The sequence below is a fragment of the Metaclostridioides mangenotii genome (assembly GCF_018917235.1).
Taxonomy (GTDB): Bacteria; Bacillota; Clostridia; order Peptostreptococcales; family Peptostreptococcaceae; genus Metaclostridioides.
In genome coordinates, this window is sequence record NZ_JAHLOF010000001.1 from 243,581 (window position 1) to 259,212 (window position 15,632).

Below are 15,632 nucleotides of genomic sequence, written 5' to 3' on the forward strand. Positions count from 1 at the left end.
TAAAAATACAGAGAGTTTTTCTATAAGCATCGTGACACAACAAAAATTATGTTGCGACGAATTTTTTATTAATATTTATCTATAATAATACATTAATATATTAATTGATTTTTGTAAACACCTTTACGAAATATTTTTTAAATCTTTGCTTAAAAATTAGATTATATTATGTTTTTTTCAAAAATATCACATTTTATTTAATAACGCTAACAATATATTTCAATTAAACATATAATAAAAGACGTTCAAAATGAACGTCCTTTTATCGAATCTTTTTATTTAATAACTATTTTTATGAATTTTTTCTTTCCTATTTGTATTACAAGTTCTGATTCATTTTGTATATTATTCAGGTCAGCTATCTTTACTCCATTTATTTTAACTCCACCTTGATTTACTAGTCTTCTAACTTCACTTTTACTTTGAACTAGTCCATTTTCAACTATAATAGATGTAATATCAAGTCCGTCTTTATTTACATCTACTGTTAGAATATCTGCAGGTATCTGTCCTTTTTGGAATACGCTCTTAAATCTTTCCTCAGCTTGAATAGCAGCTTCTGTTCCATGATATAAAGTAACTATTTCTCTTGCAAGTTGCATTTTTATATCTCTTGGATTTACTTCATCATTCTCTAATTTAGATTTAATATCTGCTATTTCATCAGGGTGAACATCTGTAACCAGATTGTAGTATTTTATTATAAGCTCGTCTGGTATCTCCATAGCTTTTTGGTACATAAGACCTGCTTCTTCGTCTATTCCAATGTAGTTTCCTAAGCTCTTACTCATTTTTTCTACTCCATCTAAACCTTCAAGTAGAGGCATCATAATAACTATTTGAGACTCCATATCAAACTCTTTTTGTAAAGATCTTCCCATAAGAAGGTTAAATCTTTGATCAGTACCACCAAGCTCTATATCTGCTTTTATCGCTATTGAATCATATGCTTGCATTAGAGGATAGAAAAACTCATGTACTGATATAGGCATTTGACCTTCATATCTTTTCTTAAAGTCTTCTCTCTCTAGCATTCTTGCAACTGTTATTGTAGAAGCAAGATTGATTACGTCTTCAAAATTTAATTTCGCTAACCACTCACTGTTAAATCTAACAATTGTTTTATCTTTATCTAAAACTTTAAATATTTGCTCTTCATAAGTTTTAGCATTGGCAAGTACTTGCTCTGTTGAAAGTGCCTTTCTTGCTTTAGATTTTCCTGTAGGATCACCTATTCTACCTGTAAAATCACCTATTATTATAACTATTTGGTGACCTAGATCCTGAAGTTGTCTCATCTTTCTTAAAACTACAGTGTGCCCTAAATGTATATCCGGAGCACTAGGGTCTAAACCTAATTTTACTACTAGGGGCTTCCCTTCCTTTTCAGATCTAATTAATTTTTCTTTAAGGTCTTTTTCATCTATTAAATCGTCTACACCCTTCATAATTATTTTCATTTTGTCGTCTAAATTATTCATAAAACTCCTCCTTTTTATTATTAAATTTACATAATTATATAATTTCACTTTTAAAATAAAAAAACTCTCATCCTATAAAAGGACGAGAGTGTTACTCACGTGTTACCACCTAATTTCACTAAAGCTTTACAGCAATAGTCTCAATAAGTATTCATAAAGACATACTCAAGTACTATAACGTGTACTAAACGATATACTCCTACTAATATTTTCAGAGATACTGCTCTGGGAGGTATTCAAATTAAATCGATTTATTCCATTTCACCAAACTGGAACTCTCTATAAAACCAAGTCTAAATCTACTTATTCCCATCATAGCTTTAATATTTTATTTATATTTAATTATAATATATTAGGATTTCTTAATTTTGTCAACCTTTTTCTATATTATAAACAAATGATCGATTTATATGCTAACTTTTTTCATTTTATTACTTTATTTTTTATTTCTTTGTATTATTATATAAAATAATCCTTAAATTAAAAAGGTATTTATTCTTTTCTTTAATCGAAAACCGTAACGAAATGGCGCTTATCTACATAGTCTAAAATAGAAAGATTTGCTCAATCTAAATCCAATTATAATAAGGAGGTGTCACTATGCAAAAACTCAGCGATATAAAAGAAAGCAGCACAGTAAAAGTTGAGACCCTTCTATCAAGCGGAAATTTAAGAGAAAGAATGCTCGCTTTAGGTTTGACTAGAGGAGCTTCTATAGATGTTATTAGAAAAGGCCCAAAGAACAATTTAACTGTTTATAAAGTAAGAGGAACAAAAATTGCTCTAAGAGAAGAGGAAAGTAATCTTATCTTGGTTTCTAATAAATAAATACATCAACAGGAGGATTATTAAATGGGTTTGACACATAGCTCAACAAAGATAAATTCTTTAAAGGATATGTTTAATATCGAAAAAAAAGAAAGTGAGACTATGATTGCTCTCGCAGGTAATCCCAACACTGGTAAGAGTACTGTGTTCAATTACCTGACTGGATTAAAACAGCACACTGGTAACTGGCCTGGAAAAACTGTGGCCACTGCGAGAGGTAGTTTTAAATACAACGATAACGACTTTATTTTAGTTGATCTACCAGGAACATACTCGCTTTTTGCTCTTTCACAAGAGGAAATTGTTGCAAGAGATTTTATATGTTTTGGAAACCCTGATGCTGTGGTAGTCGTTTGTGATGCAACATGCCTTGAAAGAAATTTAAATTTGTTGTTTCAAGTAATGGAACTTACAGACAAAGTAGTATTATGTATTAACCTTGTAGACGAAGCAAGAAAAAAGGGAATGATAGTAGATAAGGATTTTTTGGAAGATGAACTCGGTATACCTATAGTATTAACAGCTGCTAGAAATGGTGAAGGAATGAACGAATTGCTTTCTAATATTAATGCGATATCGACTAATGAATTCACTAAAAGATCAAAAAATATTTATTATAGCGAAAAAATAGAAGAATTAGTAAATACAATCGAACCAGAAATAAAGGAAATTATTCCAGATATTAACTCAAGATGGCTAAGCCTTAGGTTAATAGATCAAGACGAAAGTATATTTGAATCTATGAATAACTATTTAACTTCTGAAACTATTGAAAGTATTAATAAACTAAAAGAAAAGATACCTAAAGAATTAAACAAACAAGATATAAGAGATGAATTTACAAAGATAAACTATGACTATGCGCAAAAATTAAGTAAACAAGCAATTTCTATAAATAAAATAAATTCTATAGATAAAGAAGAAAAAATTGATAAAGTTCTTACATCTAAGGTATTTGGGCTTCCTATAATGCTATTGTTATTAGGAATGATTCTCTGGATTACTATACAGGGATCAAATTATCCGTCAGAATTTCTTGCAAATGTATTATTTAGTGCAGAACCACATTTATCTAGTTTTCTAACAAGTTTAAATGCCCCAGAGTGGATAAATAATATGCTTGTTGAAGGATTATACAGAACCTTAGCCTGGGTCGTATCCGTAATGCTTCCTCCAATGGCAATATTTTTTCCCATATTTACACTACTTGAGGACCTTGGTTATTTACCAAGAGTCGCATTTAATTTAGATCACTTATTCAAAAAAGCTTGTGCACATGGTAAGCAGTGTTTGACTATGTGTATGGGATTTGGGTGTAATGCTGCTGGAGTTATTGGCTGTAGGATTATAGATTCTCCAAGAGAAAGGCTTATCGCAATCCTAACAAATAACTTTGTACCATGTAATGGTCGATTTCCTACTTTAATAGCTATATCTACAATATTTTTCAGCTCTGTAGTGACAAATTCTTTTACTTCGAGTTTAGTAACCGCACTTTCAGTGACTGCAATTATGATATTAGGAGTAGTAACTACTCTTTTAGTATCTTACACACTCTCAAAAACTCTATTAAAAGGTGTTCCGTCAACATTTACACTGGAACTTCCTCCATACAGAGTTCCTAAAGTAGGAAGAATAATTTATACTTCAATTATCGATAGAACAATATTTGTTTTAGGTAGAGCTGTAATAGTTGCAATTCCTGCTGGAATAGTAACTTGGATTCTAGCTAATTTATATATAGGCGATGTAAGTGTATTATCACATATTGGTTCATTTTTAGATCCAATAGCCAAACTTATTGGTTTAGATGGATTTATACTTCTAGCTTTCATACTTGGCTTCCCTGCCAATGAGATTGTTATACCTATACTTATGATGTGCTATTTAGCTACTGGATCTATGATAGAATTAGACTCTTTTGACGCACTTGGTAAGGTGTTGCTAGATAATGACTGGACTTATTTAACAGCATTAAATGTTATGTTGTTTAGTTTACTTCACTGGCCATGTGCTACAACTTTACTCACAATTAGAAAAGAAACAAAAAGCAATAAATGGACTTTAGTAGGATTTTTACTTCCAACAGCCATAGCGTTTGCAGTTTGTTTCTTAACAACACAAATTTACAATTTAATTATATGATATTAATAAATGTGCTGGTTTTAAATCTAATCATTATAAAAGGCACTGCATTCATTTTATACAAACCAGCACATTATATTTATGTCTATATGTTTAAAATTAAATTCAAATTAATCATTTAATACTGAACTAGAACCAATTCTAGATGCACCTGCCTTTATAAGTTCTTCAGCAAATGCTCTTGTTCTTATTCCACCGGAAGCTTTTATTTTGATACAACCTTCAGAATGCTCCGACAAAAGTTTTATATCATCTAAAGTGGCACCAGATGTACCATATCCAGTTGAAGTCTTTACAAAATCAGCTCCTGAAGATTTTATAATTTCACACATTTTTATCTTTTCAGACTTATCTAGATAACATGTCTCTATTATAACTTTTAAAATTTTTTCTCCAACAACATCTTTTATTCTCTTTATTTCATCTTCGATTTTATCATATTCTCCATTTTTTATATCAGTCAAATTAACTACCATGTCAATCTCACTAGCACCATCTTTTAAAGCACCTTTAGTTTCAAAAACTTTAGTATCAGTTGTTTGATAACCTAGAGGGAATCCGATTACTGTACATACTTTAAAATTATGATTTAAATATTCATTAGATCTCTTTACATACACTGGAGGAATACAAACTGAAAAAGCTCTGTATTTTTTTGCTTCATCACATAACAGCCTTATATCTTCCCACTTAGAAGTAGCTTTTAAAAGTGTTAAATCTACCTTACTCATTACATCTATCATTTTTTATCTCCTTAGTAAAAATTCTCAAGCTGCTTTAATTTACTTGGATGTCTTAGTTTCCTCAAGGCTTTTGCCTCTATCTGTCTTATTCTCTCCCTCGTTACACCAAACATTTTTCCAATTTCCTCAAGGGTCTTAGGCTCATATTCTCCTAAACCAAACCTGCTTCGTAAAACCTCCGCTTCCTGATCCGTTAGGAATGAAAGTACTTCGTCTATTTTCTCTGATAAATTATGCCTTTCTACTTCATCTAATACAGTATCGTTCATATTATCATCAGAAGGAATAAATTCTACTAGACTTCCATCTTCATCATCCTTGATTGGCCCGTCAAGCGAAATTACATTTTTATTGTTTGTAAACAACTCCGTTACTTTCTCTGTTTCCATATTACAGTATTCTGCTAGTTCCTCTACCGTTGGCTCTTTTAAATAAATATTAATAAACTCTTGTTTTTTTCTTTTTAAAACACTAAGTTTTTGTTGTAGATGAACTGGTAGTCTAATAGTGTATTCACAGTCATCAATATATCTAGTTATACTTTGTTTGATCCACCATGTAGCATAAGTACTAAATTTAAACCCCTTTTTATAATCGTATTTATCCACCGCTTTTATAAGACCAATATTTCCAGCTTGAATTAAATCTAGCATTTCTATATTATCTCTCTTATATTTTTTAGCAATACTTACAACCAAACGATAATTTGAATTTATAAATGTTTCTTTTGCGGTGATAGATGAATTGACAATCTGTTTTGCAAGATCTACTTCTTCATTAGCTGTAAGCATCTTATAATTTTCTATATCGTTCAGATACATTCTCATAGAATTTGAAACACTATCACGTGAATTATTATTAAATCCTGATGTTTTTTCTAGAACGTTCATAAGCACACCCCTTTATCAAACTAACATTTAATTTTACTCACTATAAACTATACTTAACTCATTAATTCGTTATGTGTATTTTAGAAATGTTATAATGATAAAAAACTATATAAATATATTCTTCTTTTATATCTATTTTCCTCCCTATATTATGTAAATTTCTACATTTTCAATAAATAATTTTCAATATATGTCAAATTTAAGTGGGAATACACAACTTCACTATGATATATTAAAAAATATTTAGTATTATCGTATTGATATAAGTATATAAAGTAACTAAATTGAAAAGAATTAAGCCAGAAAACATTCCTAGTTTTCTGGCTTAATTCCATTAATAAAATTATGTAAACTAGATTTATTCTAATTTATAATTTTTTCTATTGATGATCATGGTCACAGCAGTCACAATTCTCATGATCATGACCATGCTCTTTTTCAAGCTCTAGAGCCAATTTTTCTGATTCCTTAAACTCTTTTACCATAGTCTCGTAATTTGGAAGGGCTGATTCTGTATCGTATTCTTCACCTTTCCAGTCAGCGTACATCATTTCATCCCCATTAGTAAGAACAAGTCTTCCTGATGTAGTTATATTGTCAACTTCTTCCAGGAAATCTATTTGTTTCTCTAGTATATCTCCTTCTAATGGAATATCTTCATCTAAACACTGACAAATCAACACTGGTACGTAGAAATCATCTTCATCAACTACATTTACAACTATATCTATTATTCCCTCTGCTCCCTCTTCAAACTCTGATAATTCAACGTTAGTATCTATCATTTCATGAGGTACTAATAAATCCTCTATAAAGTATTTTATTACTCTATCTTTTACTAATTCTTTAGACATTTTTTCTCCTTTCACACTAAAAGTTACAAATTTTACTACATTTAATATAGTATAATAAATGTAGTAATTTTTCAATTGATTGAATAAAATAGTGTAAATTCACATTTGTTAAAATTTATATAATACATTAATTATATTTGACATATCTTCAATCTTTTATTACAATCTTGTAATCGCATTAGTTTTAATTTTAGTTTATATTAAATATAACTTTAATATACACTTAAATGCAAATTAACTAAATTAGTTTTAGCAAAAACAATTAATATAAATTTAGTTTACTGGGAGGTTTATTATGAAATTTAAAAAAATGGCGAGTTCAATAATCGTATCTGCAATGGTTATTTTAGGAAGCTTCAACATAGCTTATGCAGATGGATCTAACGTCGTTACTCTTGGTGTAAACTTAACACCTACGCAAAAGCAACAAATGTTAGATTATTTTGGTGTTAATAAAGATGAAGTATTGACTTTAGATGTAACAAACGCTGAAGAGAGAAAGTATCTACAAGGAGTAGCAAGTGAGGCTCAATTAGGTAAAGCAACTATCTCTTGTTCATATGTTGAACCTACTTCAAATGGTGGTATAAACGTTAAAACGGCTAATTTAACATGGGTAACTAGTTCTATGATAGCAACTACACTTTCTACTGCAGGTCTTGACAATGCCAACGTAATAGCAGCTGCTCCATATAAAGTAAGTGGAACAGGAGCTCTAACTGGTATTATGAAGGCTTTCGAAGATGCTTCAGGTGAAAAACTGAATGAGACCAAAAAAGAATTAGCTTCAGAGGAGCTCGTGGTGACTGGTAACTTAGGAGAAGAAGTTGGACAAGAAAAAGCTACTGGAGTTATGAATGATATTAAATCAGAAATAATAAAAAATGGAACATCTGATGTCATTCAAATCGCCGATACAATAAACAATATAACAAATAACTATAATATCACACTTACACCAGAACAGAAAAAACAAATAGAAGATATAATGACTAAAATATCTAAACAAGATTACGACTATAGTAGTATGAAAAACACGCTTGAAAATGTTAAAGATAATGTAAATCAAGAGTTAAACAATATAGGCGAAGGAAACAACGAAGGTTTCTTCACAAAAATAAAAGACTGGTTTGCAGGAATATTCTCTGGGGGAAGTAAAAATCTTGGAATACTAAACAACACTAATGATAATGCATTAGGATCTGGTGCAGTAATAGATGCTACGGATAAAGATGTGTTAAATACTTCTAATAATTCATCAGATAATACCGACAACAGTGCAAGCAATAGCTCTAGCGATAACAACTCAAATCAATCTGGAGATAAAAATTCAGAAAATCAAAATAATGACTTAGAAAATAACTCCAATGATCAATCAACTGAGAATCAAGATGATGGATTCTTAACAAAGATTATAAACTGGGTAAAAGGGTTATTCTAGACATATATAATTGATAAAACAAACCATCTCCTTTAAGGAGATGGTTTGTTTTATTAATTTATTAAGTTTTATTTCTTTACTCTTGCTCACTTTCTTCTTCTTTAAATGGATTTGGTATACTAACGACCAATATCTTAACTAATTTATTAGTATAATTTGCCCAATTATGCTTATTTTTTTCGCTGTTATAATGTATAGAGTCTCCTGGATACATATCTATTTGTTCATCACCTAAAAATACAGTTAAAACTCCCTCTAATACATATACAAATTCCTCACCCTCATGTATGTAACTACAAATTTCCTCTTCAGTCTTATTTGGAAGAATCTCTATTAGCCTTGGAAGAAGTTGCTTGTCTTTTAAACTTGCTGATAGATGGTAGTGTATAAACATTGAGTTTGAAATATCAAAAACTTCTTTTTCATAACTTCTAAGAACTCTTCTTTTTCTCTCCTTCGGTCTCATAAAAAAGTATGTAAGCTCTACTTCTAAAACATCAGCTATTTTAGCTAAAGAATCAGTAGCTACACTAGTCAATCCTCTTTCAAGTTGAGATAAAAAACCTATAGATAAATTTGTCTGCTCACTCATGTATTTTAGAGTCATTTGTTTTTGTGTTCTAAGTTGTTTTATTTTAGCACCTATATCTTTATTCAAAATTGCCACCTCAAATATTCTGTTCCATATTTTATATGTAACTGTATTTTCTTAACATCATTAATTTAAATATAATTTATTAAATGCAATTTGTCTATGTTTTGATTACAATTTATAATATAAAAAAACTATAATGAAATAAATTTAACCTTCTTTGTAGATGTCAAAAAATTCAATTTCGAATTTTTCAATGTTGTTATCGTATTCTCTTATATCAGATATTTCTTCTATAACTTCTTTTATCGGGAACGTAACTGTAACTTCTGTACCCTCGTCTAACTTACTAGAAATATCTATACTTCCACCTTGTATTTCAACCAGAGATTTAGTTAAGCAAAGTCCTATTCCACTTCCAAATTCATTTGAAATTCCGCTATTTTCAATTTGCTTAAATCTTTTAAATATATCCTGAAGCTTTTCAGATTCTATACCTACACCACTATCCTTAACAACTATTTGTACCTCGTCTTCTTTTCTATAAATACCAACTAAAATTTCGCCACCACTATGAGTAAATTTAATAGCGTTGGAAATCAAGTTTAATATAATCCTTTCAATAGACTCTGGATCTAGTCCTACCATAATCACTTCTTCATTAGTATCAAATACTACATCTATCTCTTTTGATTTAGAATAGCTACTTATTGATGTTACTATACCCTCAGTAATCTCTATAATATCAAAGTTTACAGCTTTTACTTTATATATCTCAGATTTTACCTGAGATATGTTTATAATATTGTCTATTAATCTCATAAGTCTAAACATATTTTGTTTTGTAACTTTTAAATGTTCTCCTAAAACAGATTGTGTTTCTTGAATTTTTCCTTTTTCGAATAATTTTTCAATTAATTGAGATGAACTATATATATTATTTAATGGCGTCTTAAGCTCATGTGAAATATTTGCGTAAAACTCCATTTTCATTTTATCGTACTGTCTCTGTTTAATCAGTGCGTCCTTTAATCTTTCTGACTCTCTTTGAACACTTAGATCTCTTATTATTCTTACTCTACTTTCTTTTTGTCCAAAATAAAGTTTTCTTGATATCATCTCAACCTCTTTTATCTGGTTTTTTTCATTTACTAAATGTATACTCTTGTTTTTGTCTCCATTTTTTAGATTATTTATATATTTTTTTACTAGTATATTTCTATACTTTTGCGTATTTACACCCAAGACATCATCTTCTATGCCAAATAATTTATTAAATGCTATGTTAGTATATATAACACGTGATGTAGAAATATTTTCTAAAAATAATGCTTCTGGTATTGCGTCTAGCAATTTCTCATACACTATTTTTTGGTCATTTGTATCTTTTAAGATCTTAATTTCTTTTGTAATATTTCTGTAGGTAAGTAATTTATACAATTTATTATCTGAATAGTAATCTCCTACTCTAACTTCTTCAACTCGTTCTTTACCAAATCTATCTTTCAATGCAAAATTTACTATGCAGCTAGATGCCGAACCATAATTTATTATATCCTCCCTTTCATCTATATTTAGCCCTAATCTTTTAAAATTTCTATTGTCAAATAAATCGATATCAAATTTAGATATGTATTTATCTAATTTCATATGTCTAAACTCTTTTGCTGAAACTCCAAAGCTATTTTCAAAGCTTTTATTTATACTTACAATAGTATTATCACCACTAGGCGCATCCGTCGTTCTAACCATTATTGGACATGGTATATTTAAAATTATCTTTTCATAATCTTCATTAAGATCTCTAATCTTCTTATCCATTATAGATTCTTGTGTTATGTCGTTTAAACTAACCAAATAATTATCTTCTTCCATATTGTAATTTATACTCAATAGAAAGGCTTTATCAAGTAAAGAAATTCTTTTATCATTAAAATTAAATGTCTCATCTCTACTGTCAAAAACCTTTTTCTCATTTCTTATTATTTCTAAGAGTTTTTTTAAATATCGTTTTTTACTCATAAACTCTTTGTTGAATTTAAAGTTTCCGTAAACGATATTCAAATCCTGATTGATTATAGCCCAGGCATCAGGCATATTATTTAAAGCTTGTATTAATAGTTCCTTTCTATGTACAATGTGATTTTTTAAAGTTTCCTGTATACGTATATCTTTTTCTATAGCTGAATTCAGTTTATCGAGTCGATTTCTATTTATGTTCAGTTTTTCATTGCTATAATGGAGCTCTGAATGTGGAACTATAACTTTCTGTCTTACATTAAATATATAAGATATATATATAACAAAACAAAGTATAAATTGAGATAAACTTGCAAACTTCATTTTATCTAAAGTAGCCACATTTTTTACTGAAAGTAAACATGCTATTGTTGAAATTACCATTAAAATGGATAAAAAATTTAACAATCTATTATCACTATATTCACTATATTCACTATTAGCTCTATTAGCTCTATTAAATTGAATTGCAGCAAAACTGAATATACTAACATATAAGTTTATATATATTATCCATATATTCACATTAATATCATAAAAAAACTTCCTTGATATAAATTCTAAAGCTATTATAATTAAATATGAAATTAGTAGTTTCCTTTCACTAATCCTAAATTTTTCAATCAATACTTTATAAGCAAATATAGAGAAATTGTTCAAAGACAGTGTAAGCAATAAAAACCTAGTGTACTCTTCGATGTCAACACTTACACCTAATATCCCTACTATAATTGATATTGTACAGGTGATTTTAAGATTATTCATAAATACATCCTGTCTTGTACCCATTGAATATACTATTGAATAAGCATATATACAAAGTAAAGTTACTCTAAAAATGTTGATAAAAAACATATACATATCGATATTGTAAAATAATATAATAGTAAGTAGAATCATTAAAACAATAAACATCTTATTTTCTTGTAAAGCTGATTTAAATCTCATAACATGCCTCTCTTTATATATTTTTTGTCTCATATATGAATATACTATCACGATTTAAGAGAAAATTTTGTCAGTTTCTGAATAATAAAAAAAGTAAGTAAAAAATTTTACTTACTTTCTCTAAAAATATTATTCAAAAGCTGGTATTATACTTCCTTGATACTTTTCTTCTAAAAAAGCTTTAATTTCTTTGCTATTTAATGCTTCGGACAATACTTTTATCTTTTCACTGTCTTTATTATTTTCTCTACAAGCTAATATATTAGCATATGGTGAATCTTTAGATTCTAATGCAAGAGCATCTTTTAAAGGATTTAATTTTGCATTTAATGCATAGTTTGTGTTTATTACTGCACCATCTACATCTTTTAGAACTGTAGGTAATTGTTCTGCATTCATCTCTTTAATCTTTATATTTTTAAGATTTTCTGTTATGTCGTTTTTAGTTATTAATTCCGCATCTTTTACTTTTATTACTCCATTGTCAGAAAGTAGTTTGAGTGCTCTAGTTCCATTTGTTGGGTCATTTGGAACTGCAATAGTTGCTCCATCTGATATATCTTTTATATCATTAAGCTTATCTGAATAAAATCCCATTGGCTCTATATGAACCTTCGCTGTATGTGTAAGCTTATAACCCTTCTCTTTAACAGTTTCCTCAAGATAAGGTATATGTTGGAAGAAGTTTGCATCTAAAGATCCTTCCTCAAGTGCAGTATTTGGCAAGACATAGTCGTTAAATACTTTTATATTTAAATCATATCCTTTTTCTTTAAGTAGCGGTTTAACCTCTTCTAAAATTTCAGCATGTGGATTAGCTGTTGCACCAATTGTTATTACCTTATCTTCCTTTGATGCAGTGTTTGTACCCTCTTTTTCTTCATCTTTATTTGGTGAACATCCTATCATTGATGCTGTAACCAATACTGATAGTGTAAGCGTTAAAAACTTTTTAATTTTCATATTAATACCCCCTGTATTTTAAATTGTATTTTCATAGTAAATATATAATTTCAAAACTTATATATTTATGTACATATTAATTAATGTTTATCTAAGTTTCTTATAAAGAAGATTTCCTAAACCTTGTATAATTTGAACTAAAATTATCAGAGCTATAACAGTGTAAACTATTACTGCTGTATCAAACTGTTGATGACCGTACACTAAAGCTACATTACCCAACCCACCAGCGCCAACAACTCCTGCCATAGCTGTATAACCAAGTATAGATATTACTGATAAAGTTATGCCTGAAATTATAGAAGGCATAGCTTCTTTTATCATAACTTTAGATATTATCTGTCTCTTTGTAGCCCCAAATGATTTTGCTGCCTCTATGAGACCTTTGTCTACTTCATTTAGAGCACTCTCTATAACTCTAGCAATAAATGGAGCTGCCCCGATTGTTATTGGAACAATCGCTGCTGTTTCTCCTATAGAAGAACCGACTATTAATCTTGTAAATGGTATTAGTGCAACGATAAGTATCATAAAGGGGAAACTTCTAAATACATTTACTATAAACCCCAATATGCTGTATATAGTATTATTTGGCTTTAGCCCGTTTGGCGCTGTAACTACTAATATGATTGCAAGTATAAATCCTAATATTGTAGCAGCTAATGTTGGTACAATTATCATATATAACGTCTGTAATAGTGCCTCTATAAAAATATTACTTAAAAAATCACTCAATGCCATCGGTTAAATCCTCCCATCTTATGTCTTCGCTGTTTAAAAACGCTTTTACTTTTTTACCATTTTCAGATGGAACATTTATTATTAAGGATCCAAGTATATCATCCTTAAACTGTTCAAGTTTTCCAAAAATAATGGATACATCTATATCCAATTTTCTTGCCATTGTAGTAATAATAGCATCATTTGAAATATCTTTTGGAAATAGTATTTTTATATTAGTCCCTTCTGGTAGTATCATACTCTCTTCCCCAATAAGTTTTCTAAGACTCTTGTTATTATGTAAGAATATATCTTCTGTATCACCTATTTCAAGGACCTTCCCACCTTCCATAATTGCAAGCCTAGAACATATTTGTTTTATAACTTCCATCTGGTGAGTAACCATAATTATGGTTATCCCTAAAGTTCTATTAATATCTTCCAATAGAGAAAGTATAGACTTTGTAGTATTTGGATCTAGTGCTGAAGTTGCCTCATCACAAAGTAATACCTTTGGGTTTAATGCTAATGCTCTTGCTATTGCAACTCTCTGCTTTTGCCCACCACTTAAATTTCTAGGCTTTTCATCTTTCTTTTCAGAAATACCAACTAAGTCTAATAACTCTGTCACCCTTTTATTTACTTCCTGTTTAGTGTACCCAAAACATTCGAGAGGTAATGCTATATTATCAAATACAGTCTTTCTTTCCAAAAGAGAAAAGTGTTGAAATATCATACCTAAATCTTTTCTCAAGTTCCTAATTTCTTTTTCGTTAAGTAAATTTACCTCATTCCCATCAACTTTAATACTTCCCTCTTGATATTCTTCAAGACCATTTATACATCTTAAAAGTGTAGATTTACCTGCACCACTGTGTCCGATAATCCCAAAAATCTCACCGGATTCTATATTTATGCTTATATTTTCTAAAACTTGTGTATCCCCATAATACTTGTTGACTTTATTTATGGTAATCATTTAAGAACCCCCTTCTAATGCTAAAACTACTCCAATACTATGCAACTAACAAATGACTTTTATCCAAAAGATTTTTATTTTAAAAATTAAATAAGGCCTGAGTATAAACTCAGGCCTAAAAGACTCTATTTATACTCATCTATCAACTATATTAGTTGCAGGATTTAGCACCAATGTATATAAAATATACTGGTTGCCGGGTTTCATAGGGCCAGTCCCTCCACCTCTCTTGATAAGACGTACAATTATTAATTTTTTCTTTTTAGTTTTTCGCTGTTTCGTTTTGTTGTTAAATACATGATATATTGATTAAATACAATTGTCAATAACTTTTTTAATCTTTTTATAAAAAAAAGTTAAAATACTTAATATAATTAGGAGTATTATCTAGTTATTCCAAGTCTTTTATTCATATCATTGATCATGTTATTAAATCCATTTTGTACATCATTTCCTGTATGAGTTATTCCATGAACTAAAGTAATAAATCCATTTTGATCTCTTTTCATATCTTCATCTGAAATTTCATCTAGTCTTTTGATTCTAGAATCCATTTCTTTTATTGTTCTTTCACCTTCAGCTATAAGCTTTTCGTGCATATCACCAAGCTCTTTATCGTCAGTTTTATTATCTTTTTTTAGAGAATCTACAAATTCTTGAGTTTTATCTCTAGAATCTTTGTAAGCAGCTTTTACTTCTTGAAGATACTTTTCATTACCAGGGTATTCTTTTGTCTCATATACTTTGTTTACATCTGCTACGGTATTATACATAGAATATTTATCCATCCCTGTTGAATACTTGTTGTAAGCTGAAGAATAGTAATTTGTATAATCACCGACTTTTTCTTCAACATTATTATTAGCATTATTTACATCTTCTCCAACTTTTTCTTGAGTCTTTTTAGTACAAGCTACAACACTAAGTGATAATAGCAAAGATAAACCTAATAACGATATTTTTTTTAATTTCATACTTATATTACCTCCTAAATTTTATAATTAGCTATTTTTACGCTGTATTAGTAGT

At 29.2% G+C, this 15,632-nt stretch carries 13 protein-coding genes, 1 riboswitch and 1 other annotated feature; of the genes, 3 read left to right on the top strand and 10 right to left on the bottom strand.

The window, feature by feature from the left end; genetic code table 11:
* Positions 1-275 precede the first annotated feature (275 nt).
* The gene (gene tyrS, locus KQI18_RS01155) at positions 276-1,481 is read right to left on the bottom strand and encodes a tyrosine--tRNA ligase (RefSeq protein WP_216465662.1); all 1,206 of its coding nucleotides are present in this window, start codon (positions 1,479-1,481) and stop codon (positions 276-278) included.
* A gap of 75 nt (positions 1,482-1,556) precedes the next feature.
* Positions 1,557-1,806, bottom strand: a binding site (T-box leader).
* Between the two features lie 275 nt (positions 1,807-2,081).
* Between tyrS and KQI18_RS01160 the strand changes: the two genes are divergently transcribed.
* Positions 2,082-2,309: a FeoA family protein gene (locus tag KQI18_RS01160; protein ID WP_216465663.1), complete on the top strand. Its 228-nt coding sequence runs from the start codon at positions 2,082-2,084 to the stop codon at positions 2,307-2,309.
* A gap of 24 nt (positions 2,310-2,333) precedes the next feature.
* Positions 2,334-4,454, top strand: coding sequence for a ferrous iron transport protein B (feoB, locus tag KQI18_RS01165; protein WP_216465664.1), 2,121 nt, complete (start codon positions 2,334-2,336; stop codon positions 4,452-4,454).
* Between the two features lie 110 nt (positions 4,455-4,564).
* Here feoB and deoC read toward each other — a convergent pair whose 3' ends face one another.
* The 3 genes from deoC to KQI18_RS01180 form a co-directional block, all read right to left on the bottom strand.
* Positions 4,565-5,197 carry a deoxyribose-phosphate aldolase gene (gene deoC, locus KQI18_RS01170; protein WP_216465665.1) on the bottom strand — a complete coding sequence of 211 codons (633 nt, stop codon included), beginning with the start codon at positions 5,195-5,197 and terminating at the stop codon, positions 4,565-4,567.
* 11 nt (positions 5,198-5,208) lie between these two features.
* A complete protein-coding gene (locus KQI18_RS01175) occupies positions 5,209-6,087 on the bottom strand; it encodes a sigma-70 family RNA polymerase sigma factor (RefSeq protein WP_216465666.1) in 879 nt (292 codons plus the stop codon).
* Positions 6,088-6,467: 380 nt separating this feature from the next.
* Positions 6,468-6,941, bottom strand: coding sequence for a hypothetical protein (locus KQI18_RS01180; protein WP_216465667.1), 474 nt, complete (start codon positions 6,939-6,941; stop codon positions 6,468-6,470).
* A gap of 295 nt (positions 6,942-7,236) precedes the next feature.
* Between KQI18_RS01180 and KQI18_RS01185 the strand changes: the two genes are divergently transcribed.
* Positions 7,237-8,382 (top strand): DUF1002 domain-containing protein, encoded by a 1,146-nt coding sequence (locus KQI18_RS01185; protein ID WP_216465668.1) that lies wholly within the window; start codon positions 7,237-7,239, stop codon positions 8,380-8,382.
* Positions 8,383-8,458: 76 nt separating this feature from the next.
* Here the strand turns inward: KQI18_RS01185 and KQI18_RS01190 are convergent, their stop codons facing one another.
* The 6 genes from KQI18_RS01190 to KQI18_RS01215 form a co-directional block, all read right to left on the bottom strand.
* Positions 8,459-9,049 carry an XRE family transcriptional regulator gene (locus KQI18_RS01190; protein WP_334299382.1) on the bottom strand — a complete coding sequence of 197 codons (591 nt, stop codon included), beginning with the start codon at positions 9,047-9,049 and terminating at the stop codon, positions 8,459-8,461.
* 135 nt (positions 9,050-9,184) lie between these two features.
* Positions 9,185-11,941, bottom strand: a complete 2,757-nt coding sequence (locus KQI18_RS01195) for a sensor histidine kinase (RefSeq protein WP_216465670.1) — start codon at positions 11,939-11,941, stop codon at positions 9,185-9,187.
* Positions 11,942-12,070: 129 nt separating this feature from the next.
* A complete protein-coding gene (locus tag KQI18_RS01200) occupies positions 12,071-12,904 on the bottom strand; it encodes a MetQ/NlpA family ABC transporter substrate-binding protein (protein WP_216465671.1) in 834 nt (277 codons plus the stop codon).
* Between the two features lie 87 nt (positions 12,905-12,991).
* Positions 12,992-13,645 (bottom strand): methionine ABC transporter permease, encoded by a 654-nt coding sequence (locus tag KQI18_RS01205; protein WP_216465672.1) that lies wholly within the window; start codon positions 13,643-13,645, stop codon positions 12,992-12,994.
* Positions 13,632-14,603, bottom strand: a complete 972-nt coding sequence (locus tag KQI18_RS01210) for a methionine ABC transporter ATP-binding protein (RefSeq protein WP_216465673.1) — start codon at positions 14,601-14,603, stop codon at positions 13,632-13,634. The genes KQI18_RS01205 and KQI18_RS01210 overlap by 14 nt, the downstream gene beginning before the upstream one ends.
* Positions 14,604-14,735: 132 nt before the next feature.
* Positions 14,736-14,842, bottom strand: a riboswitch (SAM riboswitch).
* Positions 14,843-14,986: 144 nt separating this feature from the next.
* Positions 14,987-15,577, bottom strand: a complete 591-nt coding sequence (locus tag KQI18_RS01215) for a hypothetical protein (RefSeq protein ID WP_216465674.1) — start codon at positions 15,575-15,577, stop codon at positions 14,987-14,989.
* Positions 15,578-15,632: the final 55 nt, after the last annotated feature.

What these genes read in the sequence shown, in the direction of transcription:
- tyrS (WP_216465662.1), bottom strand. Translation starts at nt 1,481, where the DNA reads ATGAATAATTTAGACGACAAAATGAAAATAATTATGAAGGGTGTAGAC.
- KQI18_RS01160 (WP_216465663.1), top strand. Translation starts at nt 2,082, where the DNA reads ATGCAAAAACTCAGCGATATAAAAGAAAGCAGCACAGTAAAAGTTGAG.
- feoB (WP_216465664.1), top strand. Translation starts at nt 2,334, where the DNA reads ATGGGTTTGACACATAGCTCAACAAAGATAAATTCTTTAAAGGATATG.
- deoC (WP_216465665.1), bottom strand. Translation starts at nt 5,197, where the DNA reads ATGATAGATGTAATGAGTAAGGTAGATTTAACACTTTTAAAAGCTACT.
- KQI18_RS01175 (WP_216465666.1), bottom strand. Translation starts at nt 6,087, where the DNA reads ATGAACGTTCTAGAAAAAACATCAGGATTTAATAATAATTCACGTGAT.
- KQI18_RS01180 (WP_216465667.1), bottom strand. Translation starts at nt 6,941, where the DNA reads ATGTCTAAAGAATTAGTAAAAGATAGAGTAATAAAATACTTTATAGAG.
- KQI18_RS01185 (WP_216465668.1), top strand. Translation starts at nt 7,237, where the DNA reads ATGAAATTTAAAAAAATGGCGAGTTCAATAATCGTATCTGCAATGGTT.
- KQI18_RS01195 (WP_216465670.1), bottom strand. Translation starts at nt 11,941, where the DNA reads ATGAGATTTAAATCAGCTTTACAAGAAAATAAGATGTTTATTGTTTTA.
- KQI18_RS01200 (WP_216465671.1), bottom strand. Translation starts at nt 12,904, where the DNA reads ATGAAAATTAAAAAGTTTTTAACGCTTACACTATCAGTATTGGTTACA.
- KQI18_RS01205 (WP_216465672.1), bottom strand. Translation starts at nt 13,645, where the DNA reads ATGGCATTGAGTGATTTTTTAAGTAATATTTTTATAGAGGCACTATTA.
- KQI18_RS01210 (WP_216465673.1), bottom strand. Translation starts at nt 14,603, where the DNA reads ATGATTACCATAAATAAAGTCAACAAGTATTATGGGGATACACAAGTT.
- KQI18_RS01215 (WP_216465674.1), bottom strand. Translation starts at nt 15,577, where the DNA reads ATGAAATTAAAAAAAATATCGTTATTAGGTTTATCTTTGCTATTATCA.